The 23627-nt window shown below is 70.8% G+C and carries 29 protein-coding genes; 11 read left to right on the top strand and 18 right to left on the bottom strand.

Going from position 1 to position 23627, the window contains the following annotated elements; all coding sequences use genetic code 11:
* Positions 1-6 precede the first annotated feature (6 nt).
* The 4 genes from flgH (at position 7) to VGN74_RS12010 (ending at position 2335) form a co-directional block, all read left to right on the top strand.
* Positions 7-747 carry a flagellar basal body L-ring protein FlgH gene (gene flgH / locus VGN74_RS12025; protein ID WP_327448499.1) on the top strand — a complete coding sequence of 247 codons (741 nt, stop codon included), beginning with the start codon at positions 7-9 and terminating at the stop codon, positions 745-747.
* Between the two features lie 129 nt (positions 748-876).
* The gene (locus VGN74_RS12020; RefSeq protein WP_327448497.1) at positions 877-1338 is read left to right on the top strand and encodes a hypothetical protein; all 462 of its coding nucleotides are present in this window, start codon (positions 877-879) and stop codon (positions 1336-1338) included.
* A gap of 37 nt (positions 1339-1375) precedes the next feature.
* The gene (locus VGN74_RS12015) at positions 1376-1831 is read left to right on the top strand and encodes a hypothetical protein (RefSeq protein ID WP_327448495.1); all 456 of its coding nucleotides are present in this window, start codon (positions 1376-1378) and stop codon (positions 1829-1831) included.
* Positions 1832-1846: 15 nt separating this feature from the next.
* Entirely contained in the window at positions 1847-2335 is a 489-nt protein-coding gene (locus tag VGN74_RS12010) for a hypothetical protein (protein ID WP_327448493.1), read from the top strand.
* A 16-nt stretch (positions 2336-2351) separates the two neighbouring features.
* On the opposite strand, the gene dxs is transcribed toward VGN74_RS12010, so the two are convergent.
* From dxs to VGN74_RS11980, 6 genes are all read right to left on the bottom strand, one after another.
* Positions 2352-4262 (bottom strand): 1-deoxy-D-xylulose-5-phosphate synthase, encoded by a 1911-nt coding sequence (gene dxs / locus VGN74_RS12005; RefSeq protein ID WP_327448491.1) that lies wholly within the window; start codon positions 4260-4262, stop codon positions 2352-2354.
* Between the two features lie 65 nt (positions 4263-4327).
* Complete coding sequence (locus VGN74_RS12000; protein WP_327448489.1) at positions 4328-5224, bottom strand: farnesyl diphosphate synthase; 897 nt, start codon at positions 5222-5224, stop codon at positions 4328-4330.
* A gap of 11 nt (positions 5225-5235) precedes the next feature.
* Positions 5236-5586: a tRNA-binding protein gene (locus VGN74_RS11995; protein WP_327448487.1), complete on the bottom strand. Its 351-nt coding sequence runs from the start codon at positions 5584-5586 to the stop codon at positions 5236-5238.
* On the bottom strand, positions 5583-5840 hold the full coding sequence (locus VGN74_RS11990; RefSeq protein WP_327448485.1) for an exodeoxyribonuclease VII small subunit: 258 nt from the start codon (positions 5838-5840) through the stop codon (positions 5583-5585). The genes VGN74_RS11995 and VGN74_RS11990 overlap by 4 nt, the downstream gene beginning before the upstream one ends.
* Positions 5841-5926: 86 nt before the next feature.
* Positions 5927-6511, bottom strand: coding sequence for a histidine phosphatase family protein (locus VGN74_RS11985; protein ID WP_327448483.1), 585 nt, complete (start codon positions 6509-6511; stop codon positions 5927-5929).
* A 94-nt stretch (positions 6512-6605) separates the two neighbouring features.
* Entirely contained in the window at positions 6606-7526 is a 921-nt protein-coding gene (locus VGN74_RS11980; RefSeq protein WP_327448481.1) for a histone deacetylase family protein, read from the bottom strand.
* A 63-nt stretch (positions 7527-7589) separates the two neighbouring features.
* Between VGN74_RS11980 and VGN74_RS11975 the strand changes: the two genes are divergently transcribed.
* From VGN74_RS11975 to VGN74_RS11955, 5 genes are read left to right on the top strand one after another with little or no spacing between them, the layout of a single operon-like run.
* The gene (locus VGN74_RS11975; protein WP_327448479.1) at positions 7590-8117 is read left to right on the top strand and encodes a GNAT family N-acetyltransferase; all 528 of its coding nucleotides are present in this window, start codon (positions 7590-7592) and stop codon (positions 8115-8117) included.
* A gap of 14 nt (positions 8118-8131) precedes the next feature.
* Entirely contained in the window at positions 8132-8419 is a 288-nt protein-coding gene (locus VGN74_RS11970) for a nucleotidyltransferase family protein (protein WP_327448477.1), read from the top strand.
* A complete protein-coding gene (locus VGN74_RS11965; RefSeq protein ID WP_327448476.1) occupies positions 8409-8732 on the top strand; it encodes a DUF86 domain-containing protein in 324 nt (107 codons plus the stop codon). Before VGN74_RS11970 ends, VGN74_RS11965 begins: the two co-directional genes overlap by 11 nt.
* Positions 8732-9922 (top strand): VWA domain-containing protein, encoded by a 1191-nt coding sequence (locus VGN74_RS11960; protein ID WP_327448474.1) that lies wholly within the window; start codon positions 8732-8734, stop codon positions 9920-9922. Before VGN74_RS11965 ends, VGN74_RS11960 begins: the two co-directional genes overlap by 1 nt.
* Positions 9923-9950: 28 nt before the next feature.
* Positions 9951-10379 (top strand): hypothetical protein, encoded by a 429-nt coding sequence (locus VGN74_RS11955; protein ID WP_327448472.1) that lies wholly within the window; start codon positions 9951-9953, stop codon positions 10377-10379.
* A 6-nt stretch (positions 10380-10385) separates the two neighbouring features.
* Here VGN74_RS11955 and VGN74_RS11950 read toward each other — a convergent pair whose 3' ends face one another.
* From VGN74_RS11950 to VGN74_RS11930, 5 genes are all read right to left on the bottom strand, one after another.
* Positions 10386-10565, bottom strand: coding sequence for a CsbD family protein (locus VGN74_RS11950; RefSeq protein ID WP_327448470.1), 180 nt, complete (start codon positions 10563-10565; stop codon positions 10386-10388).
* A gap of 83 nt (positions 10566-10648) precedes the next feature.
* Entirely contained in the window at positions 10649-11086 is a 438-nt protein-coding gene (locus VGN74_RS11945) for an NUDIX domain-containing protein (protein WP_327448468.1), read from the bottom strand.
* Positions 11077-12129, bottom strand: coding sequence for a sensor histidine kinase (locus VGN74_RS11940; protein ID WP_327448466.1), 1053 nt, complete (start codon positions 12127-12129; stop codon positions 11077-11079). The genes VGN74_RS11945 and VGN74_RS11940 overlap by 10 nt, the downstream gene beginning before the upstream one ends.
* A 4-nt stretch (positions 12130-12133) precedes the next feature.
* Positions 12134-12559 carry a response regulator gene (locus VGN74_RS11935; RefSeq protein ID WP_327448464.1) on the bottom strand — a complete coding sequence of 142 codons (426 nt, stop codon included), beginning with the start codon at positions 12557-12559 and terminating at the stop codon, positions 12134-12136.
* Positions 12556-14088 (bottom strand): sensor histidine kinase, encoded by a 1533-nt coding sequence (locus VGN74_RS11930; protein WP_327448461.1) that lies wholly within the window; start codon positions 14086-14088, stop codon positions 12556-12558. The genes VGN74_RS11935 and VGN74_RS11930 overlap by 4 nt, the downstream gene beginning before the upstream one ends.
* A gap of 98 nt (positions 14089-14186) precedes the next feature.
* Between VGN74_RS11930 and VGN74_RS11925 the strand changes: the two genes are divergently transcribed.
* Both VGN74_RS11925 and VGN74_RS11920 read left to right on the top strand, forming a co-directional pair.
* Positions 14187-14879, top strand: a complete 693-nt coding sequence (locus VGN74_RS11925) for a hypothetical protein (protein ID WP_327448459.1) — start codon at positions 14187-14189, stop codon at positions 14877-14879.
* A gap of 71 nt (positions 14880-14950) precedes the next feature.
* Positions 14951-15532 (top strand): NAD(P)H-dependent oxidoreductase, encoded by a 582-nt coding sequence (locus tag VGN74_RS11920; protein WP_327448457.1) that lies wholly within the window; start codon positions 14951-14953, stop codon positions 15530-15532.
* Here VGN74_RS11920 and flhA read toward each other — a convergent pair whose 3' ends face one another.
* The 7 genes from flhA to fliF are packed head-to-tail and all read right to left on the bottom strand — an operon-like array spanning position 15533 to position 23607.
* Entirely contained in the window at positions 15533-17611 is a 2079-nt protein-coding gene (flhA, locus tag VGN74_RS11915; protein ID WP_327449490.1) for a flagellar biosynthesis protein FlhA, read from the bottom strand.
* 14 nt (positions 17612-17625) lie between these two features.
* Entirely contained in the window at positions 17626-18510 is an 885-nt protein-coding gene (bla, locus tag VGN74_RS11910; RefSeq protein WP_327448455.1) for a class A beta-lactamase, read from the bottom strand.
* A gap of 11 nt (positions 18511-18521) precedes the next feature.
* Complete coding sequence (locus tag VGN74_RS11905; protein ID WP_327448453.1) at positions 18522-19904, bottom strand: sigma-54 dependent transcriptional regulator; 1383 nt, start codon at positions 19902-19904, stop codon at positions 18522-18524.
* Between the two features lie 35 nt (positions 19905-19939).
* Positions 19940-20272, bottom strand: a complete 333-nt coding sequence (gene fliN / locus VGN74_RS11900; protein WP_327448451.1) for a flagellar motor switch protein FliN — start codon at positions 20270-20272, stop codon at positions 19940-19942.
* The gene (locus tag VGN74_RS11895; protein ID WP_327448449.1) at positions 20272-20928 is read right to left on the bottom strand and encodes a flagellar assembly protein FlbE; all 657 of its coding nucleotides are present in this window, start codon (positions 20926-20928) and stop codon (positions 20272-20274) included. Before VGN74_RS11895 ends, fliN begins: the two co-directional genes overlap by 1 nt.
* 1 nt (position 20929) lies before the next feature.
* Positions 20930-21955, bottom strand: coding sequence for a flagellar motor switch protein FliG (gene fliG / locus VGN74_RS11890; protein WP_327448447.1), 1026 nt, complete (start codon positions 21953-21955; stop codon positions 20930-20932).
* Between the two features lie 8 nt (positions 21956-21963).
* Entirely contained in the window at positions 21964-23607 is a 1644-nt protein-coding gene (gene fliF / locus VGN74_RS11885; protein ID WP_327448445.1) for a flagellar basal-body MS-ring/collar protein FliF, read from the bottom strand.
* Positions 23608-23627: the final 20 nt, after the last annotated feature.

Genomic DNA, 23627 nt, shown 5'->3' with positions numbered 1-23627 from the left:
CTCGCCATGTCCGTATCGTTCCGCCCGCGCCCCGCCCTCGTCGCCCTTATGGCCCTGGTCCCGCTGGCCGCCTGCAGCACGGCGATCGAGGCCGTGCGCGGCCCCGAACTGGCCCCGATCGGCTATCCGGCGGCGCTTGTGCCGGTGCAGCAGCCGATCCTCGCCGCGCCGGAGAACCGTCCGGCCAGCGCCAACTCCCTGTGGCGGACCGGCGCGCGCACCTTCTTCGGCGACCAGCGCGCGCGGCGGGTCGGCGACATTCTCACGGTCAACGTCAACATCGACGACCGCGCCCAGACCTCGAACGCCACCCAGCGCAACCGCAGCAACGAGATGTCCGGCGGGGTCAACAATCTGTTCGGGCTTGAGAGCAGCCTCGGCCGCGCCTTCCCGGGCGGCTTTGACCCGGCCAACATGGTCGGCCTCCAGGGCGAGTCCAACGCGACCGGCTCGGGCACCGTGAGCCGGTCGGAGCAGGTCGAGCTGACCATCGCCGCCGTCGTCACCGCGGTCATGCCGAACGGCAACCTTGTGATCCAGGGTCGGCAGGAAGTGCGCACCAACCGCGAGGTGCGCGAACTGACCGTGGCCGGCATCGTCCGGCCCGAGGACATCTCCTCGGCCAATACGGTCGACCACACGCAGATCGCCGAAGCGCGCATCTCCTACGGCGGCCGCGGCGACATCAGCCGGATGCAGGCCGCCCCGGCGGCGCAGAACCTGGTCGAGCGCTTCTCGCCGTTCTGACCCCGCTCGCCCGCGGGGCGAAATAGCTCAGCTTGCGTTCATCCGCGTTGCGCCAGCGTGAGAGGACGCAAGCGGAGCCGTGAACCCTCACCCCCGCCTCGCGTTAAGACTTCGAACGCGAGCCAAACCATGTTCCGATTTCTCATTCCCGCAACGGCGATCCTGGCGACCCTGGCCCTGGCGGGGCGCACCGAGCCGCAGACCGTCGACGGCGCGACCCCGATGCAGTGGACCCTCACCCATGAGGGAGATCTGGCGAAACTCGCCTATGGCGTCCCGAACTCCGACCATCTGGCGGTCATGCTGACCTGCAGCCCCGGCGAGGCTGTGAACGCCTGGGGCCCGGTGCGTCCGGACAGCCCGGCGCTGATGCGCGCCGCCATGGCCCCCGCGCCGATCGATCCGCTGAGCGGCGAGCTGCTGCTTGATCTCCGGCTGGCCAGTGATGACCCGGCCCTCATCAGCCTCGCCCGCGGCGACGGCCTGCCGGTCGTCAACGACGACGACGTGCGCGCGCGCATTCCCGCCGGGCCGGAGGGACGTCGCCTCGCCGCGGCCTTCCTCGGCCATTGCGCTTCGGCCCGGACCTGACCACCTTGGCCCCTGAACTTCCATGGAGGGGCCGGGCATGGGCCGGACGACGACGGGCGTCCTGATCGCCGCGCTGCTGGCGGCCCCGGCGGCGGCGGCCACTGCCGGTCCCGCCCAGTCGGGCTGGACCTGGACGCTGTACGAAGGCAGCGGGGCCATCACCCTCGCCCATGAGGTGCCCGAGACCGACCGGCTGCGGGCGACCCTGGAGTGCACGCCGGGGCAAAACCGCCTGGCGGTCACCGTCTATGGCGTCCGACCTGCGGCCCCCTTCGCCACCCTGACCGCCGGACAGGCCTCGGCCACGGCACAGCTGGAGGCGGTGCGCGGCGAGGCGCTGCGCGCGGCGGTGGCGCTCGACCATCCGGTCGTGACGGCCATGGCCGCCGCCGGGCAGATGACGCTGGACAGCGGCGGACGCAGCGAGGTGGTGCACGTCCCACGCGCGCATCTTGCCAAGCTTCGCCGGCTGGTGGAGCTTTGCGCCCGCTGATCCCGGGGGAACCCCATGCGCGCCATCATTGCTGTCGCCGGCCTGGCCATTGTCGGGGTGAGCGCCTGCGCCCCCCGCCCGGCCGTGGCGCCCGCCTCGCCCGCCGCCCCTCTGCCGGTGGCGGGACGGGACTGGTTCGTGCACGCCGACAGCGAGAGCGCCATGCTGGCTTATGGCGTCGAGGCCTCGGACGAGCTCAGCCTGCGCTTCGACTGCCGCCCGGGCAGCGGTCGCACCGACATCCTGCAGCCGGCGGCCCGAACGGCGGCGGAAATCCGGCTGGAGTCCGGCGGCGTCGCCGGAGCCTGGCGGGCCAGCGCCGAGCCCAGCAATCTTGAAGACGAGGTCCTGCTGCTGGCCGAGGCGCCGGTGACGGCGCCTGTTTTCGCACAGTTCCGCGCCCTGGGCTGGCTGGCCATCGATGACGGCGGCGAGCGACGCGGCCTCGCCGCCCAGCCCGGGTCGGCGGATCGGGTCGAGCGCTACTTCAAGCTCTGCGAATAATCGCGACGACCGGGCCTCAGGCGCGCGCCACGCCAGGCGCGCGATCGACGCCCAGCGCCGCCAAGGCCCGGGCGGCGATATGCTCGGCGTTCAGCCCCGCCTCGGCGTACATCAGGTCCGGCTTGTCGTGGTCCTGGAACACGTCGGGCAGGTGCATGGTGCGCACCTTGAGCCCTGCATCCAGCGCCCCGCGCTCGGCCAGCATCTGCAGCACGAAGGCGCCGAAACCGCCCATGGCGCCTTCCTCGATGGTCACCAGCGCCTCGTGCTCGCGCGCCAGCCGCAGGATCAGGTCCTCGTCGAGCGGCTTGGCGAAGCGGGCGTCGGCGACCGTGGCCGAGACCCCCCGGGCCGCCAGCATGTCGGCGGCCTTCAGCGTCTCCTGCAGGCGCGTGCCGAACGAGAGCAGGGCCACGCTGGTCCCCTCGCGCACGATGCGGCCCTTGCCGATCTCCAGCGGCGCCGCCAGCTCGGGGATCTCCACCCCGACCCCGTCCCCGCGCGGATAGCGGAAGGCGCTGGGGCGGTCGTCGATCTCGCAGGCGGTGGCGATCATGGCGGCGAGGTCGGCCTCGTCGGCGGCGGCCATCAGCACCATGCCCGGCAGGGCGCCCATGTAGCCGATGTCGAAGCTGCCGGCGTGGGTCGCCCCGTCGGCGCCGACCAGACCGGCCCGGTCCATGGCGAAGCGCACCGGCAGGCCCTGGATGGCCACGTCGTGCACCACCTGGTCGTAGCCGCGCTGCAGGAAGGTCGAATAGATGGCGCAGAACGGCTTCATGCCATCTGCGGCCAGGCCGGCGGCGAAGGTCACCGCGTGCTGCTCGGCGATGCCGACGTCGAAGGTGCGCTTGGGGAAGGCCTGGCCGAACAGGTCGAGGCCCGTGCCAGAAGGCATGGCGGCGGTGATGGCGACGATGCGCGGGTCGCGCTCGGCCCGCTTGATCAGCTCCGTGCCGAACACCTTGGTGTAGCTCGGGGCGTTGGAGATGGCCTTGGCCTGTTTGCCCGAGACCACGTCGAACTTGACCACCCCGTGGTACTTGTCGGCGCTGTTCTCGGCGGGGGCGTAGCCCTTGCCCTTCTGGGTCACGACGTGGACCAGCACCGGCCGGTCGTCGATTGCCGCCGCGTTCTCCAGAATGGGCACGAGGGTGTCGAGGTCGTGCCCGTCGATCGGGCCGATGTAGTAGAAGCCCAGCTCCTCGAAGAAGGTCCCGCCCGTGACCATGCCGCGGGCGTACTCCTCGGCCTTGCGGGCGGCGTCGCGGAAGGGGCGCGGCAGATGGTCGACCACCTGTTTCCCGAAGCGGCGGAAGTTCTGGTAGGCGCCGCCCGACACCAGCTTGGCCAGATAGGCGCTCATGCCCCCGACCGGCGGGGCGATCGACATGTCGTTGTCGTTCAGCACCACCATCAGCTGGCGGGTGGTCTCGGCGGCGTTGTTCATCGCCTCATAGGCCATGCCGGCGGACATCGAGCCGTCGCCGATCACCGCCACGACCTTGTTGTTGTCGCCACGCTGGTCACGGGCGGCGCAGTAGCCGAGCGCGGCCGAGATCGAGGTCGAGGCATGGGCCGCGCCGAACGGGTCGTATTCGCTCTCGGACCGCTTGGTGAAGCCGGACAGGCCGCCGCCCTGGCGCAGGGTGCGGATACGGTCGCGCCGGCCGGTGAGGATCTTGTGCGGATAGCACTGGTGGCCGACGTCCCAGATCAGGATGTCGCGCGGCGTCTCGAAGATATGGTGCAGCGCCACGGTCAGCTCGACCACGCCCAGCCCGGCCCCGAGGTGACCGCCGGTCACCGACACGGCGTCGATGGTTTCGGCGCGCACCTCGTCCGCCAGCTGGCGCAGGCGGGGCGCGTCGAACTCGCGGAAGTCGGCGGGAACGCGGACAGTATCGAGCAGCGGGGTTTTGGACATGGATCGGATGTTTCCGGCTCGGGCCTTATGGGCTGACTATAACCCCTCGGCGGGGGCCTGTTTCCTCACGAGCGGCGCTTCAGGACGAAATCCACGCTCGCCTTGAGGTTTTCGGCCTCCGCGCCGAAAAGGTCCAGATGCCCGCGCGCCTGATCGGCCAGATGGGCGACCCTTTGACGCGCCGCCTCGACGCCGAGCAGGGTGACGAAGTTCGTCTTGCCCTGGGCGGCATCCTTCTGCGCCGCCTTGCCGAGCAGGTCCTCGTCGCCCTCGGCGTCCAGAAGGTCATCGACGATCTGGTAGGCCAGGCCGATGTCGTGGGCGAAGTTCATCAGGGCCGCGCGGTAGGGGTCCCCGACCCGGGCGACGATGATCGGGATCTCGAAGGCGTAGCTGAACAGGGCGCCGGTCTTGAGCCGCTGCATGCGCGCGACGCCGCCGAGGTCGTCGCGCACGCCCATCAGGTCCAGCATCTGGCCGCCGGCCATGCCGCGCGCGCCGGACGACAGCGACAGGCGCGCCGCCAGTTCGCAGCGGATCTCGGCGTCCTCGTGGGTCTCGGGATCGAGCAGGATGTCGAAGGCTGCCGTCTGCAGGGCGTCCCCGGCCAGCACGGCGGTGGCTTCGTCATAGGCCCGGTGCAGGGTCGGGCGCCCGCGACGCATGTCGTCGTCGTCCATGCAGGGCAGATCGTCGTGGACGAGCGAATAGGCGTGCACGCACTCGAGCGCACAGGCGGCGCGCAGCACGGCGCGCTCGTCGACCTCGAAGAAGCGCGAGGCCTCCAGCGCGAAGAATGGACGCAGGCGCTTGCCCGGCCCCAGCGCCGCATAGCGCATGGCCTCGGTCAGGCGCGACTCGGGCCCCTCGACACGGGGCAGCAGCTCGTCGAGCGCCACGGTGACGAGATCTGCGACCTCGGCCACGCGCTGACGGACGCGCTCATGGGCGGAAGGGGGCATGGCGATCACGGTCAAAACAGCCGCCCCCCGATCTCGGCGTCCCGGTCGACCCCGACCAGCACCACCTCGCCCTCCGCATCAGGAAACCCGAGCGTCAGCACTTCGGACATGAAGGGCCCGATCTGGCGCGGCGGAAAGTTGACCACAGCGGCCACCTTGCGCCCGACCAGCTCGTCCAGCCGGTAGTGGCGCGTGATCTGGGCCGAGCTCTTCTTCACGCCCAGTTCCGGACCGAAGTCGATCCGCAGCTTGAACGCCGGCTTGCGCGCCTCGGGGAAGGGCTCGGCCTCGACGATCCGGCCCAGCCGGATATCAACCCGGGCGAAATCATCCCAGCCGATCGGGGCGGCCGCCGCCGTCATGTGAAGCTCGCGGGCTCGACGCCGCGGGCCTCGCCGCCGGCCCCGACCACAATCTGCTCGACCCGCAGCTGGGCCGCCTTCAGCCGCGCCTCGCAGTGGGCCTTCAGCGCCGCGCCCCGTTCGTAGATCTCGATCGACCGCTCCAGCGGAGCCTGGCCGGATTCCAGCTCGGCGACGATCCGCTCCAGCTGGGCGAGGGCGTCCTCGAAGCTGAGGTCGGCAGGAACGGCAGAGGGGGCGGGCGTGTCGGTCATGGTCCTGGTCGGGCGGCAAGAACGCGGCGCGTCTGGACGCCGACCCTAGAGGGCGTCACCGGAGGCGGCAATGCGGGATCGGCGGATCAGCGCTTCTCGAAGCGTCGTTGCGACCAGTACTTGAAGCCCTGATTGTGGACCAGGCGCCAGCCATCCGCCTTCAGGCGGCGGCCGACCATATGGTTGAAGTAGCCGTGCGCCAGCACCAGCACATCCTCGCCGCTCTCGGCCCGGCCGATCAGCACCTGGGCGGCCTGTTCAGCCCGGACCTCGGCCTCGACGCGGGTCTCTTCCTGGTGGTGACGGTCCGACAGGTACCACCAGCAGCGCGACACCACGCCCCACCAGCGGGGCGACAGGCGGATCCAGTCGGGCAGGCGCGGCGGCGGCAGCGGCGCCTCGATGAACAGGGCGTCGACCATCACCTCCCGGCCGTTGCAGATGGCGGCGGCGGTCTCCAGCGCGCGCGGACGGCTCGAGGCGTAGATGGCCCCGGCCCCTTCGGCGGCGGCGACGAGTTCAGCCGGCGGCGTCTGGCCGGCGCGCAATCCCCCGACCTCGTACCTGCCCCACCAGTCGCCGTACTGACGCGCGCTGATCATGCACTTGCGCGACAGGGCCGGCTCGCCATGACGCGCAAGGATGATGGCCCCCGGGCGCACCGGGACCACCGCCCGAGTCGCCCCGGGCGAATCCTGAAAAGCGAGGTGATCAGCGGCCATAAGACGCCAGACAGGCCTTTGAAATCAGACTCATGGGCGTCCCCTACCCCTCGCCCAGCGCCGCCACATGGGCGGCCGCCGAACGGCCCAGACCCTCAAGGTCGTAGCCCCCCTCGAGGGAGGACACAACCTTGCCGCCGCAGCGGGCCCGCGCGACCTCCAGCACGGCGCGTGTGGCCCACGCGAAATCCTCGGCCTCCAGGCTCTGGTGCGCCAGCGGATCGCGGCGGTGGGCGTCGAACCCGGCCGAGATCAGGATCAGGTCCGGGGCGAAGGCGTCGAGCGCCGGCATCAGCCGCCCGGCCAGGGCGGCGCGCCAGCGCTCCCGCGGCGCATGCGGCTCGACCGTGGCGTTGACGATGTTGCCGACGCCGGTCTCGTCCTCGGCGCCGGTGCCCGGATACAGCGGCCACTGGTGCAGCGAGCCGAGGAACAGCGTCGGGTCGGCCTCGAACGCCGCCTGGGTGCCGTTGCCGTGGTGGACGTCGAAGTCGATCACCGCCACCCGCGCCAGCCCTTCGGCCTGGGCGACCCGCGCCGCCACCGCCACGCTCGAGAACAGGCAGAAGCCCATGGCCCGGTCGGGCTCGGCGTGGTGCCCCGGCGGGCGCACGGCTGCGAAGGCGCGGTCGAGCTCGCCCGCCGCGACGGCGCGCACGGCGTCGATCGCCGCGCCCGTGGCCAGACGCGCCGCGCGCAGGCTGCCCGGCGACAGGAGGGTGTCCGCGTCCAGAGCTGTGACGCCCTCGGCCGGTCCTGCCGCCAGCAGACGCTCGACATGGGCCGGCGGGTGCACCCGGATCAGATCGGCGACGGCGGCTTCCGAGGCGCTGCGCAGGTCGCGGTCGAGCCCGGCGTCGGCGAGGGCCGACATCACCGCGGCGAGGCGCGCCGGGCGCTCGGGATGCCCCTCGCCCGGCTGGTGGGCGATCATGTCGGGATGGCTGAAGACGGCGACAGTCATGGGCGGACTCTAGGCCTGCGCCGCGCGCTTGTCGCCTGCCGGGCGAGGGAGTAGGCGCGACGCATGACCGAGCCCCTGATCCGCCCTGCCCGCCCCGACGACGCCGCCGCCCTCGGCGCCCTCGGCCGGCAGACCTTCCTCGACACCTTCGTCGAGGGCTTCGGCATCCCCTATCCCGAGGCGGACCTGACGGCCTTCCTCGACGCCAGCTTCAGCCCCGAAGCGATCGCCGCGAAGCTGCAGGAGCCGGGCGCCGCCTGGTGGGTGGCCGAGCGGGACGGTCAACTGCTGGCCTTCGCCAACGCCGGACCCAACACCCTGCCCCACCCGGACGCCCGGCCGGACCATATGGAGCTGCGCCGCCTCTATGTGGGCAAGGCCGCCCAGGGCCTGGGCCTCGGCACGCGGCTGCTGACCCTGGCGCTGGACTGGATGGTGGCCCACACCGCCGGCCCGCTGTGGATCGGGGTCTGGAGCGGCAACCTCAAGGCCCGGAAGCTCTACGCCGCCTACGGCTTCGACAAGGCCGGGGAGTACCAGTACCCGGTCGGCAGCTGGCGCGACGACGAGTTCATCCTGCGGCGCGGATAGGGTAGGATCGCGGCATGACCCGCGACGAGTTGCTCACCCGGCTGCGCGAGCTCAAGCCCTGGCTGGAAGAACAGGGCATCGTCAACCTGCGCCTGTTCGGCAGCTACGCCCGCGACGAGGCCGGCCCGGACAGCGACGTGGACCTGCTGGTGGATCTGTCGAAGCCGCTGGGCCTGCGCTTCTACAGCCTCGCGGAAGACATTCAGGACTCGCTTGGCCTGAGTGTTGATCTCCTCACGTCAAACGGCCTGCGGAATCCCCACCTCAAGGCTGCCGTGATGAGGGACGCCGTTGTCGTCTGATCTGGCCCTCATCATCGACATTCGACACTCCATTGGCCTGATCGAGCTTTACATCGGCGAACTGACGCAGGCGGAGTTCGAGAGCGATCCCCTCCGGCGTGATGCGACGGCCTTTCGCCTGCTGCTCATCGGAGAAGCTGCAAGCCGCCTTTCCCCTGCGGTGATCTCGAAACTCCCGGAGATCGACTGGCGAGGCATGATAAGTCTGCGCCACCGGCTGGCGCACGATTATGGCTCTGCCGATTTCGCTGTGCTGTGGGCTATAGCCAGCCAGGATATTCCCTCTTTGTCAGCTGCATTGGCGAGCCTCTGATGCTCCTGCCCTTCTTCACCGCCCTGCGCGACGTCCGGGTGCGCGTTTCGCCCAAGGAGTGGCTCCATCTGATGGAGGCCATGGACCGCGGCGTGGTCGGGCCGGGCGCCGGCATGGCGGTCGAGGACTTCTACCACCTGTCCCGCGCGGTGCTGGTCAAGGACGAGAAGCACTACGACCGCTTCGACCAGGTGTTCGGCCAGGTGTTCAAGGGCATCGAGCGGGTCGGCGCCGGAGAGGAAGTCACCGCGGACATCCCCGAGGACTGGCTGCGCCAGCTCAACGACCGCTACCTCAGCGATGAGGAGAAGGCCGAGATCGAGGCGATGGGCGGCTTCGATGAACTGATGGAGACCCTGCGCAAGCGGCTGGAGGAGCAGCGCGAGCGGCACGAGGGCGGCTCGAAATGGATCGGCACAGGCGGAACCAGCCCCTTCGGCCACGGCGGCTACAACCCCGAGGGCGTGCGCATCGGCGGCCCGGGCAAACAGGGCCGCGCGGTCAAGGTCTGGGAGAAGCGCGAGTACCGCAACCTCGACGACTCGGTCGAGCTGGGCACCCGCAACATCAAGGTGGCGCTGCGCCGGCTGCGCCGCTTCGCCCGCCAGGGCTCGCCGGACGAGCTGGACATCGACGGCACCATCGACGGCACCGCGCGCCAGGGCTGGCTCGACATCCGCATGCGGCCCGAGCGACGCAACACCATCAAGGTGCTGCTGTTCCTCGACGTCGGCGGCTCCATGGACGCCCACATCAAGCTCTGCGAGGAGCTGTTCTCGGCCGCCCGGACCGAGTTCCGGAACCTCGAGTTCTTCTACTTCCACAACTGCCTGTACGAAGGCGTCTGGAAGAACAACCGGCGTCGCCACAGCGAGCAGACGCCGACCTGGGACCTGCTCAACAAGTACCCCGGCGACTGGCGCGCCGTGTTCGTCGGCGACGCCACCATGAGCCCCTACGAGATCACGATGCCCGGCGGCTCGGTCGAGCACTGGAACGAGGAGGCCGGCGCCGTCTGGCTGAACCGGGCCGTCAAGCAGTGGGAGAAGTGCGTCTGGCTCAATCCGGTGCCTGAGCGGCACTGGCGCTTCACCCCGTCGGTGGGGCTGGTGCGGGAGGTGATGGAGGAGCGGATGTTCCCGCTGACCCTCGCCGGCCTTGATTCCGCCATGCGCGCCCTCGCGAAATAGCGCGTCCGCCCCGGCCGAGGAGATTCGCATGTTGGCCCCCCTGTTCGCCCTGGCTCTGATCCAGACGGCTGCGCCGGAGGCGACGCCCCTGCCGGCCTGGGCCCTGACCAACCCGTTCGGCTACGAGCGCGCCCAGTGCAGCCCGCTGGTCCGGGGCGAAGAGGCGCTGGAGGCGTGTCAGGGCCGGGTTCGACGCCAGCTCGCGGAGGCGCTGGGCGAGGATCTGCCGCCCGCCCTTCGTCCGGCCACGGTCGAAAACTGCCGGCCCGCCGATGCTGGCGGCGGCGTGATCTGCGGCCCCGAGCGGCGTAGCGCGCGGGCGGACGCCCCGGTGCTGGTGGAGCAGGAATGCAGCAACCGGCCGACCCCGGAGGGCTTCAGCTCCGAGTGCCGGCCGGTCAATCAACGCGAGTCGCGCGGCGGGCTGAGCCTGAGACTCGGCCGCCGCGACGACTGATCGTCGTCAGGCGCGCTTGCCGTCCACGGCGTCCTTCGCGCCACCGACGGCATTCTGGACCTTGCCTTCGACCTGGTCCATGCGGCCCTCGGCCTTCAGCTTCTCGTCGCCGCTCAGCTTGCCGGCGCCTTCCTTGAGCTTGCCTTCGGCCTGCTTCGCGGCGCCTTCGATCCGGTCGCTGTTCATGTCGTTCTCCTGTTGCGGGTGACATCCGCGAGTGCGGACACCTGCATCAGAAGCGGCCGGCGGACGGGGCCGTTCCATAAAGCTCAGCTCCGGCGCAGCCAGACCGTCACCGCCCAGGCATGGGCCTCGTGTCGCAACCCCTGCAGCGCCTCGACCGGCGCAAGCCAGACGAGCCGGTGATCCGGCTCCGACGGTCCGGCCCCGGTGTCGCTGGTGACCTCGACCGTCCAGAAGCCGGCCCGGTTCTCCAGCGCCTCGCCGTCCGTGCGGTGGAACCGCTGCGCCGCTTCGGCGATCCGGATCAGCGGGCGCACCCCGAGGCCGGTCTCCTCGCGGAACTCGCGGATCAGGGCCTCGGCCTCGGCCTCATCGCCATCGAGCGCGCCGCCCGGCAGGTCGAGGTAGGGCCCCTCGCCCCGGTCGATCTCGACACAGGCCAGGCGGCCGTCGCGTACGGCCAGCCCGAAGGCCGCCGGCCGCGGGCGATAGCCGTCGCCGTCCGGCCCGAACGTCAGCCGCACGGGCAGCGCTCGAAGGCCAGCCGGGCCCGCACCCCCCGATGGGAGGTATCGAACTCCACGGCGGACTTCAGCCCGCGCGCCATGGCCGAAATGATCTTGCCGCCGAGCCCCGTGCCCTTGGGCGCGCCCCCGTCCATGCCGGCCCCGTCATCCTCGACCACCAGCACCCCGTGGTGCTCGCCCTCGGCCTGCAGATGCACCCGGATCTCGCCGGCCTGACCGGGGGCGTAGGCGTACTTCACGGCGTTGGTGACCAGCTCGGTCACGACCACGCCGAGCGACACAGCCTGGTCCGTCGGCAGGCGCATCGGCTCGGCCTGCAGGGCGATGGTGACGGCCCGGTCCTCGGCCCCGATGGAGCGGGTCAGCTCCTCCACGAGCCCGGCGAGATACTCCTCCATCGCCACCGTGGTCACATCGGCGGAGGTATAGAGCCGGCGGTGCACATGGGCGACCGCCTCGATCCGCGCCTGGGCCTCGCGCAGCGCCGCGCGGGCGCCCTCGTCCTTGAGCTCGCGGTGCTGCAGCGACATGAAGCTGGACACCAGCTGCAGCGAATTGCCGACCCGGTGATTGACCTCGCGCAGCAGGGCCTCGGCGCGGTCGCGGGCCTGCCGCACCTCCTCCAGCGCCCGGGCGTTGGCCTGTTCGAGCCGGCGGCGGGCGACCGCGTCGCCGACCGCCGCGCGCAGCAGGGCGGTGAAATCCTCGGACACGTCCTTCATGACGTAATCGGCCGCGCCGGCGCGCAGGGCGCCCACGGCGATGCGCCCGTCCTCGGCCCCGGTGACATAGATCACCGGCGGCGGTTCCGGCAGGGCGAGGATGTCCGGCAGCACGTCCAGCCCGTCGCGCAGCGGCATGTAGTGATCCAGCGCGCAGGCGTCGAAGACCTCGGCCTGCAACCGCTCCAGCCCGGCGTCGCCATGCTCGGCCCAGACCACCTCGACCCCGTGCCGCGCAAGGTCCTTCTCGACCAGCCGCGCCAGCGCCCGGTCGTCATCGATGTAGAGCAGACGGACCGGGGCCTCGAAGGGGATCATGCGCCTACTCGATCTCCGGGGCCTGCATCACCGACAGGAACAGGCCGAGCTGCCGGATCGCCGTGGCGAAGGCCTCATAGTCCACCGGCTTGGTGATGTAGACGTTGCAGCCGAGGTCGTAGCAGCGCTGGATCTCGACCTTGTCGTCGGTCGTGGTCAGCACCACCACAGGGGCGCGCTTGAGGCGCTCATCGGCCTTCACCTGGGCCAGGATGTCGATGCCCGACATGTCCGGCAGGTTCAGGTCGAGGAGGATCAGCAGCGGCCCGTTGGCGCGCACCTCCTCGCTGAACAGATAGTCGACCGCCGCCCCGCCCTCGGCGAAATGCACGATCTCGTTGGCGATGTTGGCGCGACGGATGTTCTTTTCGATGAGCTTGGCGTGCCCCTCGTCGTCCTCGATCATCAGAATTTTCACGGCAGCGGTCATAGGGCGTCTCCGGAGCGCTCGATGACGAGCCGTTTGGGAAATCTGAGCCGGAAAGTCGACCCCTGGCCGAGCTCCGACTCCAGTTCGATGACGCCGCCAAGTCGGCGCACGCTGTTACGCACGAAGGCGAGGCCGAGCCCCTCGCCAGGCCGGTCCTGACGCCCGGAGCGGCGGAACAGTTCGAAGATGCGCTCATGGTCTCGCGCCGACACGCCCCGGCCGTTGTCGCGGATCTCGAACACGGTCCAGCCGCCGGGGACATCGGCGCCGCTGACCTCGATCAGGCCCGGGCGCGCCGGGTCGAGGTACTTCACGGCATTGTCGATCAGGTTGCCGAACACCTGCTCCATGGCCAGCCGGTCGCTCTCGATCCCGGGCAGGTCGCCGATCTCGATGCGGGCCCCGGCCGCGTCGGTCTGGTGGCGCACGCTGTCGGCGATGCCCTGCACCAGCCGCCCCACGTCCAGCGGCTCGGGCGTCAGGTTCCGGCGCCCCTCGCGGGAGAGCTTGAGGATGGCGTTGATCAGCCGGTCCATCTTGGTCGTGGAGGCGCGGATGAAGCCGATCGCCTCGGGGACGTCCTCGCGCACCGCGCGGGCCGCTTCGGCGTCGAGCAGGTCGGCGGCGTCGCGCTCGACGGCGGCGATCTGCCGGCCCAGCACCTCGCCTGCCTGCTCCAGCTCCGAGGTGTAGCCCATCACATTGACCAGCGGCGCGCGCAGGTCGTGGCTGACGATGTAGGCGAAGCGCTGGATCTCCTCATTGGCGCGGACAAGGTCGGCGGTGCGGCTGCGCACGGTGGCCTCCAGCCCGGCGTTGGCGCGATCCAGCGCCGCGCGCGCCGCCTCCACGTCGGAAAGGTAGCGCCGTACCAGCCAGACGCACACCACCGCCAGGGCCATGATCAGCGCCACGGTCACGGCGTTGACCGCCAGGGTGGCGGTGGCGGAGCGCGCGGCGGCGGCGTTGCGCGCCTGAAGCAGCCGCGCCTCCTCCGCGTCCAGGGCCGCCACCTCGGCCCGCATGGCGTCCATCAGGATCTTGCCGCGTCCGGACCGCAGTAGCGACACGGCCTCGCCGATCCGGCCCGTCGCCGCCTGTTCGACGCCGCGCCGCAGGGTCAGCAGGCGCTCATCGGCGATGTAGCGGATCCGCCGCGCCTTTGCCGTCTGCGCCGGGTTGTCCGCCACCCTTCTTTCGAGTGTGTCGAGTTCGCCGGGCAAGGATTCCAGCGCCTCGTTGTAGATCGCCAGATACTGCGGCCGCCCGGTCAGCAGATAGCCGCGCTGACCTGTCTCGGCGTCGACCGTCAGGGTCAGGACGCGCTGGGCGGTGAGGCGGACCTCCTGGGTGTGCTCCACCGCCGCCTGGAGCGCCGTGGTCTGGCGCACCATGACAAAGGTCAAAACATTTGCCCCGAGCAGCAACAGGAAGGCGGCGGCCAGCAGCGCGCCCACCGTCCGGCCGAGGGACGGCGTTCGCAGGAAGCGCAGCAGCGCCCCGAGGCGCCGGGCTTGATCGTCTGTCATGGCCGCCGTGTAGTCCCCTTCCGACCGGGCCGGAACGCACAAGCTTCGCCGCGGTTGCATCTTCGGTTTAGGATGTTGGTCCGCAGGGAGGCGACGGCATGGTCTGGTGGTGGTGGATTTTCCCGGGACTGCTCGGGTTCATCGGTGTGGTGTTCCTCGGAACCGGCCTGTCGGCCCTGTTCCGCGGCCGGATCCTGAGCGGATTCCTGGGCGCGATCGGGGGCGGCGGCATTCTCGCCGGCGGCGCCGCCATCGCCCTGTTCGGCATGAACCTGCAGACATGGGAGCGGCTCACCTACGAACAGCCGGTGGCCGCCATCAGCCTGGTCCAGACCGGCCCGCAGCGGTTCGACGCCACCCTGACCCTGCCGGACGGAACCTCCCGGGCGTTGCCGCTGGCCGGGGACGAGTGGCGGATCGAGGCCCAGGTGCTGCGCTGGCGGCCGTGGGCCAATGTGCTGGGGCTGAACGCCCAGTACCGGCTGGAGCGCCTGTCGGGCCGTTACCGCAGCGTCGAACAGGAGCTCACCGCCGAGCGCACCGCCCACGACCTGACCCTGCCGGCCGCGGCGGAGCGCCAGCCCTGGGACCTCGACGCCTGGCTGGTGGCCCGCCGCATGAGCCGCCACGTCGACGCCGTCGACACCCTGTACGGCTCGGCCGCCTACATGCCGATGGCCGACGGGGCCGCCTATGAGGTCTGGCTGACCCAGTCCGGCCTGATCGCCCGCCCGGCCAACCCGGCCGCCAACACCGCCACCACCGATGGCGGCTGGGTGCGGGCCGAGTAGCCACGTCTGACCTGGGTCAAGGCGCGCGACGCCGGACGCCGGCACAGGAGAGGTCTCGACGGGAGATCTCCATGAAAAGACCGGACCGCATCCTGATCATCGACGGCCACCCCGACCCGTCGGCGGATCGCCTCGGCCACGCGCTGGTGGCCGCCTATGCCGACGGAGCCCGCACGACCGGGGCCGAGGTCCAGGTGCACCGGATCGCCGACCTGCGCCTGCCGCCGCTGGAAAGACGCGCCGACTGGGAAGCGCCCGCGCCGAAGGTCATCGCCGGGCTGCAGGACGACCTGCGCCGGGCAGAGCATCTGGTGCTGGTGTATCCCCTTTGGCTGGGCGACATGCCCGCCGCGCTGAAGGCCTATCTGGAGCAGACCCTGAGGCCCGGCTTCGCGGTCCCGGAACCCCGCACCGCCCCGGGAGGACTGAAAGGAAAGTCGGCCCGGGTGATTGTCACCATGGGCATGCCGTCGGCGTTCTACAGGCTCTGGTACGGCGCCCACACGGTGAAGAGTCTGGCGCGCAACATCCTGAACTTCTGTGGTGTCACCCCGGTCCGCACGACCCTGATCGGCCTGGTCGAGGGCGCAAGCCCCGAACGGACGGCCCGCCGGATCGCCATGGTGCGGGACCTGGGCCGGCGGCGGGTCTGATCAGACCTGGCCCACCGTCCGCAGGCGCGCCTTCGGGTGCACCTCGTTCTGGCTCATCACCACGGTCTGGCCGCGGAAGCGCTCGATGATCGAGCGCACGAACGGTCGGCTGTGGGCCGCGGTCAGCAGCACCGGCGTCTCCCCGGACATGGCGGCGCGCTCGAACACGTCGCGCACGGCGCGGATGAAGTCCTGCAGGCGGGACGGGGCCATGGCCAGCTGACGGTCCTCGCCCTGGCCGATGAGGCTCTCGGCGAAGGCCTGTTCCCAGTCGGGCGACAGGGTGACGATCGGCAGGGCGCCGTCGTCGCCGCGATGCTGCCAGCACAGCTGACGCGCCAGCCGGCCCCGCACGTGCTCAACCAGCTGCGTCACCGAGGGCGTGTGCGCCGCCGCCTCGGCCAGCCCCTCGAGGATGGTCGGCAGGTCGCGGATCGACACCCGCTCGCGCAGCAGGGCCTGCAGCACCCGTTGCAAGGTGGTGGTGCTGACCACCGAGGGGATCAGCTCCTCGACCAGCTTCTTCTCTTCGGGCCCGACCTCGCGCAGCAGCTTCTGCACCTCGGCGTAGGACAGCAGGTCGGCCATGTTGTCCTTGAGGATCTCGGTCAGGTGGGTAGTCACCACCGTCGACGGGTCCACCAGGGTGTAGCCGCGGAAGGTCGCCTCCTCGCGCAGGCTCTCGTCGATCCAGGTGGCCGGCAGGCCGAAGGCCGGCTCGCGGGTGTGCTCGCCGGGCAGCTCGACCTGGCGGCCGGACGGATCCATGGCCATCAGGGCGCCGAGACGCACCTCGCCGGCGCCGGCCTCCATCTCCTTGATGCGGATGGCGTAGCCCTGGGTCGGCAGGCGCATGTTGTCGAGGATGCGCACCGGCGGCATGACGAAGCCGTACTCCTGGGCCAGGGCCCGGCGCAGGGCGCGCACCTGGTCGGTCAGGCGACGTCCCTCCAGCTCGTTGATCAGCCCGAGCAACGAGTAGCCCAGCTCGATCTTGACCTCGTCGATGGCCAGGGCCGTGCCGATCGGCTCCTCCACGTCCTCCGCCGGGCGGGTCTCGACCACGGGCTCGACCTTCGGCTTCAGCCGGGCCCGGCCGAGACGCCAGGCCATGAAGCCGGCCCCCAGCGACAGGGCCGCGAACGGCAGGATCGGCATGCCCGGGATGAGGCCGATCAGGCCCGAGGCCGCCGAGACCACGCCGAGGCTGACCGGGTTGGTCGCCAGCTGCTGCACCAGCGCCTTGTCGGCCGAGCCCTCGACCCCCGCCTTCGACACCAGGAAGCCGGCGGCGATGGAGATGATGATGGCCGGCACCTGGGTGACCAGACCGTCGCCGATGGTCAGCTGGATGTAGGTGGTGGCCGCCGCCCCCGCGTCCATGCCGTGCTGCAGCATGCCGATCAGGATGCCGCCGATGACGTTGATGAAGACGATGATCAGACCGGCGACGGCGTCGCCGCGGACGAACTTCGAGGCGCCGTCCATGGCCCCGAAGAAGGTCGATTCCTGCTCCAGCTCCTTGCGCCGCCGCTTGGCCTCGGCCTCGTCGATCAGGCCCGACGACAGGTCGGCGTCGATGGCCATTTGCTTGCCCGGCATGGAGTCCAGGGTGAAGCGCGCGCTGACCTCGGCGATCCGGGTCGAGCCCTTGGTGATGACGACGAAGTTCACCACCAGCAGGATGGCGAAGACGATCACGCCGATGATGAAGCTGCCGCTCATCATCAGCGCGCCGAAGGCCTCGATGATGGCGCCGGCGGCGTCGCCGCCCTCGTGGCCGCTGGTCAGCACCAGCCGGGTCGAGGCCAGGTTCAGGCCCAGACGGTACAGGGTCGAGACCAGCAGGACCGTCGGGAAGATGGCGAAGTCCAGCGGCTTCTTCATCATCAGCGCCGTCATCAGGATCAGCACGCTGGAGATCAGGGAGATCGCCAGCAGCATGTCCATCAGGAACGGCGGGATCGGCAGGATCAGCAGCAGGATGACGCCGATCACGCCGGCAGCCATGCCGACCTCGCCGCGCGCCACCCACCCCAGCATGTCCTTGCCGGTGGGGGCCGCGATCCCGTCCCGCATCAGGGGCGTGTCGGTCATGCCCGGCCCAGCTCCGTCAGCGCCTGCCGCGTCGCCTCGGCGATCACCGCCTCGTTGCGGTTCGCCGGCGTCTCGCGGGCGCCATGGTGGTAGGCGGCGATGATCACGGGCGCGCCGGTCGGCGGATACAGAATGCCGATGTCGTTGGTCGGGCCGTAGCCTCCGGTGCCGGTCTTGTGCGCCACGACCCAGTCGGTCGGGACGCCCGCCTTGATGCGGGCCGCGCCGGTGGGGGTGTCGATCAGCCAGCGCAGGAGCAGGGCCTTGTGCGCGGCCGACAGCGGCGTGGCCGGGTCGATCAGCAAGCGCTTCAGATTGGCGGCGCCGTTGAGCGGCCGGATCGTGTCCATGTCGCCGTCCAGACGGTTCATCTCCGGCTCGAAACGATCGACGCGCGTGTCGGCGTCGCCGAGCCCGCGATAGAAGGCGCGCATCGGCTCCAGCCCGCCCATCGCAGTGAGCAGTAGATTGGCGGCGGGGTTGTCGCTGACCTCGACCGTCGCCTCCATCAGCGCCTCGACGCTCAGGGCGCCGCCTACCGCCGGGCCGGTGACCGGGGCATGGGTGACCATGTCGTCGGCGGTGACCGGGATCCGCCGGTCCAGCCGCTCCTCGCCGGCCTGTACCCGCAGAAGGGTCGCGGCGGCGAGGAACAGCTTGAAGGTCGAGCAGTAGACGAAGCGCTCGTCGCCGCGCCAGGCCAGCACGCGGCCCGTGCCTGTGTCATGGGCGACAAAGCCCAGCCGGCCGCCATCGCGCGCCTCCAGCGCCGACAGGTCGATCGGCTCGGGCGCAGACGGCGCGGCGGCCGAAGCCCCGGGACGCGAGCAGGCGACCACGCCGAGCGCCGACAGGCCGGTGAGGACGCCCCTGCGGTCCATCCGGTCGCGCCTCAGCCCGCCGCCGCGACGCCGCTCTGCGGCGCCGGGATGTCGAGCCCCTCCTGGGCGTATTCGTTCAGCTTGTTGCGCAGGGTGCGGATCGAGATGCCGAGGATGTTGGCCGCGTGCGTGCGGTTGCCGAGGCAGTGCTTCAGGGTGTCGAGGATCAGCACCTTCTCCATCTCGGCCACGGTCTGGCCGACGAAGGCGCGGGTCACCGTCTCGGCCGCCTGGGCCGCATGACCGACCACGCCGGTCACCGCCGGGGTCGCTCCGGTCAGCCCCGCCAGCGGCTGGCCGTCCGGCAGGCGGATGGCCTCGACGTCGATCTCCGCGCCGGTCGCCAGCAGCACCGCCCGGTGCATGGCGTTCTCCAGCTCACGGACGTTGCCCGGCCAGCGGTGGCGGGTCAGGGCCTCACGGGCGGGAGACGACAGCGGCCGCGGCGGCACGCCATTGGCCGCCGCGTACTTCTTGATGAAGTGGTCGGCCAGCACGGCGATGTCGCCGGGGCGCTCGCGCAGGCTGGGCAGACGCAGATTGACCACGTTCAGGCGGTACAGCAGGTCCTCGCGGAAGGTCCCTTCGGACACCGCCCGGGCCAGGTCGCGGTTGGAGGTGGCGATGACCCGGATGTCGACCTTGACCGGCTTGGTGCCGCCGACCCGGTCGATCACCCGCTCCTGCAGGGCGCGCAGCAGCTTGGCCTGCAGACGCGCGTCCATCTCGCTGATTTCGTCGAGCAGCAGGGTGCCGCCGTCGGCCTCCTCGAACTTGCCGACGCGGCGGGCCACGGCCCCGGTGAAGGCGCCCTTCTCGTGCCCGAACAGCTCGGACTCCAGCAGATTGTCCGGGATGGCGGCGCAGTTGACGCTGATGAAGGGCCGGTCGGCGCGGCGCGAGTGGGTGTGCAGATAGCGCGCCATCACCTCCTTGCCGACGCCGCTTTCGCCGGTGATCAGGATCGACGCTTCCGAGCGGGCCACCTGGTCGGCGAGCTTGATCACCGCCTGCATCGAGGGGTCGGCCGAGACCAGCGGACGCTCGTCGTCGGCCACAGCCGCCAGCACCGCCGCGATCAGGTCGGCCTCGGGGGGCAGCGGGATGAACTCCTTGGCCCCGGCGCGGATGGCGTTGGCGGCGTCGCGGGCGTCGGCGTCGACGCCGCAGGCCACCACCGGCACATGGATGCGCTCGGCCTCGTTGGCGGCGATGAGGGCGGCGATGTCGACGCGGTAGTCGACCATCAGCAGGTCGGCGCCCTGCCCGCGGCGCAGCTGCTCCGTGGCCTGGTCGCCGCGTTCGACGTGATTGACCTTGGCCCCGTGGGCCATGGCCATCTTCACCGCGCTGGCGAGCTGTCCGCTCAGTCTGCCGACCACCAGAAGCCGCATGGGTCGTCTCCTCTAATCCGTACGCCGGTCGCCGATCAGGCGCCCAGATCCTCGGTCTTGATGATTTCCGTCATGGTCACGCCCAGCCGGTCCTCGACCACCACCACCTCGCCGCGGGCGACGAGCCGGTTGTTGACGAAGATGTCGATCGCCTCGCCGACCCGGCGGTCCAGCTCCAGGACGCTGCCGCGGTTGAGCTTGAGCAGTTGCGACACGGTCATGTGCGCCTTGCCCAGCACCGCCGAGATGTTGACCGGGACGTCGAACACCGGCGCAAGGTCGGTGGCGGACTTCTCGCCCGCGTCGTCGGCCGCGGCCACGGCCGTTCCGGGCGCGAACTCCTCGAGGCTCAGATCATCGGTCGGCATCAGAAGGCTCCTTCGCTCGGCGGCGCGGACAGCGCCTCGGCATGGCCCGCCTCGGCGGCGAGCGCCGCCTCGAGGGCCTCACGCATGCGGGATTCGACCCCGGCGGGGTCGTAGGCGGCGCGGCCGTCGGCCCATTCGAGCACGAAGGCCGCCGGCGGCAGGCCGGGCTCGTCGCGGAACACCACCAGGCCCTGGACGCCGGCCTCGGCGCACAGGCGGGTGATCTCCGCGCGGCCCTCGTCGTCAAGGCCGGCGGCGCTGACCACCAGCCGGGGCGAGGCCTCGACCTCCTCGGCCAGGGTTTCGAGCGCGGTCTTCAGCGGGCCATGCGGGAAGCGGGCCAGGGCGGCGCCGGCCAGCACCCGCGCCGCGACGATCGCGAGGTCGGCGGACTCGGCGCGGTGGCGCTCCGCCACCGCCTGCAGCGCCGGCGCGGACTGGACGAGGGTCTGGGCGATCGTCGCCAGGGCCTGGGCGCGCAGCCCCTCGGCCTCGGCCAGGGTGGCGGTGCGCGTCTCGGCCCGGGCCTGGGCCAGCATCGCCTCGACCTCGGTCGGCGCATAGGCGCGCTTCAGCGGCCGGTAGGTCGAGGCGCGCAGCACCTCGCCGCTGTCGGAGAACTCGGTATCGAAGCTGAAGGCGTTGGGCTGGGTCATGTCAGTAGATCAGCTCGTCGTCGTTGCTCTGGCCGACCAGCATGATCTCCCCGCGCGCCGCGAGGTCCTTGGCCACCTGCACCATGGCCATCTGGGCCCCGTCGACGTCCTTGAGGCGCACCGGCCCCATGGCCCCCATGTCTTCGCGCATGATCTTGGCGGCGCGCTCGGACATGTTGGAGAAGAACAGCTCGCGCAGGGTCTCGGACGACCCCTTCAGGGCGAGTCCCAGCTGGTCCTTCTCGACCGCGCGCAGCAGGGTCTGGATGCCGCCCGGGTCCAGCTTGCCGAGGTCCTCGAACACGAACATCAGGGCGCGGATGCGCTCCGCCGCCTCGCGGTTGGTCTCTTCCAGCGCGCCGATGAAACGGGCCTCGGTCTGACGGTCGAAGCTGTTGAAGATCTCCGCCATCAGCTCATGGCTGTCGCGCTTGGAGGTGCGCGCCAGGTTCGACATGAACTCGGTGCGCAGGGTCTGCTCGATCTTGTCGAGGATGTCGCGCTGCACGGGCTCCATGCGCAGCATGCGCTGCACGCACTCGAGGGCGAAGTCCTCGGGCAGGGCGGTCAGCACGCGGGCGGCGTGGTCGGCCTTCACCTTGGACAGCACCACCGCGACCGTCTGGGGGTATTCGTTCTTCAGATAGTTGGCGAGCACGGCCTCGTTCACATTGCCGAGCTTGTCCCACATGGTGCGACCCGCGGGGCCGCGGATCTCCTCCATCAGGGCCTCGACCCGGTCCGCCGGCATGAAGGCGGCGAGCAGGCGCTGGGTCTGCTCGTAGCTGCCCATCACCGTGCCCGAGCCGCTCATGCCCGAGACAAACTCGACCAGCAGCTGCTCGACGGTCTCGGCCGCGACGGCGCCCAGACCGGCCATGGCCTGGGAGACCTCCTTGATCTCCTCCTCGTCGAGGTTTTCCCAGATGTGGGCGTGATCCTCGCCGAGCGCGAGCAGGATCACCGCGGCCTTTTCAGGCCCGGTGAGTTTGCTCGGGTCGTCAATGGGCCCCTTCTTTCCCGCCATCCGCGCCATCAGCCCTCGGCCACCCAGCTGCGGATGATCGCCACCGACTCATCGGGATGCTTCTCGACGAACTCGGCCACGCGCTTGACCGAGGACGCCTTCACCTGGCCCTCGATGCGGGCCATGTCGATGCGCTGCTCCACCTGGGACGGCGCGGGGAGCAGGCCGGCGCCCGGCGCGCCGGGCAGCACCTCGCCGCCGGGGCCGACCACCTGGGTCTGCAGCATGGTGGCCCCCGGGCCCGCCTCGCCGCCGCCGCCGCGACCGCCGCCGCCCGCCGTCTTCAGCAGCGGCCGCAGGACGAAGAAGATCAGCAGCAGACCGGTGAGCAGCAGCACCAGCAGCTCGACGCCGCGCATGATGTCGCTGGTGGTGAAGTTGGTCAGGGGGGAGCCGCCGTCGGTGCCGCCGATGGCCGAGGTCTGGCGCGAGAAGCGGACATTGACGACCTCGACCGTGTCGCCGCGCTCCTCGTTGAAGCCGACCGCTGAGCGCACCAGCGCCGTGATCTGCTGCATCTCCTCCTCGGAGCGGGCGGCATAGGTCGGCTCGGCGCCGTTCTCGCCCGGGGTCCAGACGCCGTCGACGGCGACCGCCACCGCCAGCCGCTTGACCTCGCCCGGCTCGCGGATGGTCGTCGTGGTGGTGTTGGAGATCTCGTAGTTGGTGGTCTCGGTGCTCTCGGTCGAGGTCGAGCCGAGCGGGGTCTGGTTGGGGGCCTGACCGCCCGGAATGTTGTTGGCGGCGGTGGCGGCGCCATCCGCAAGACCGCTGGTCTCCTGGTTCTCCGCCCCGTTGGTCGAGACCGAGCGCACCACCTGGCCGTCCGGGTCGAAGCGCTGTTCCTGGGTGGTCGAGCGGCTGTGGTCGATCTCGGCGGTGACCTGAACGCGGGCCGCCCCGGCCCCGACCACGCCCTCGACGATGTCCTTGATCCGCGCCTGCAGCTGCGCCTCGGTCGAGGCCTTGGCCTCCTCGGCGCTCGCGCCGCTGAACCCGTCGCCCTCGGCCCCGGCGGCGAGGGTGCGGTTGTTCTCGTCCAGCACCGTGACCCGCTCGGGCTTCAGGCCCGGCACCGACGAGGCGATCAGGTTGCGGATGGCCCGGACCTGATCCGCCGTCAGGTCGCGGCCGCCGACGCCGACGACGACCGCCGCAGTAGGCTCGGGCGCCTGCGACTGGAACAGCTCGCGCTGCGGCCGGGTGATGTGCACCCGGGCCGAGTTGACGCCGCGGATCGACATCAGGGTCCGCGCCAGCTCGCCCTGCAGGGCCCGCTGCTCGTTGAGCTGCTGCTGGAACTCGGTCTGGCCCAGCACCGACTGGTTGTCGAACAGCTCGTAGCCCACCGAGCCGGACGTCACGAGGCCGCGCTCGGCCAGCATCAGCCGGGCGGTGCCGACCTCGTCGCGGTTGACCATGATGGTCGAGCCGTCGCCGCGGGTAGAGTATTTGATGCCGGCCTGGCCGAGAGCGGCGGTGATCTCGCCAGCCTCGCGCAGGTCGAGGTTGGAGTACAGCAGGGCGTCCGGCGCCTGGCCGATGCGCAGCATGACAGCCACCAGCACCGCCGCGACGCCCGCCGCCACGCCGAGGATGGCCGCGAGGCGACCAATACCGAATCTCTGGATCGCCGCCGTGAAGCCGCCCACGCGCCCCGCCCTGAACCCTC

The organism is Brevundimonas sp., assembly GCF_035998205.1.
GTDB lineage: Bacteria > Pseudomonadota > Alphaproteobacteria > Caulobacterales > Caulobacteraceae > Brevundimonas.
Note: the sequence above shows the minus strand (reverse complement) of the source record. Positions and strands in the feature narration are given on the sequence as shown.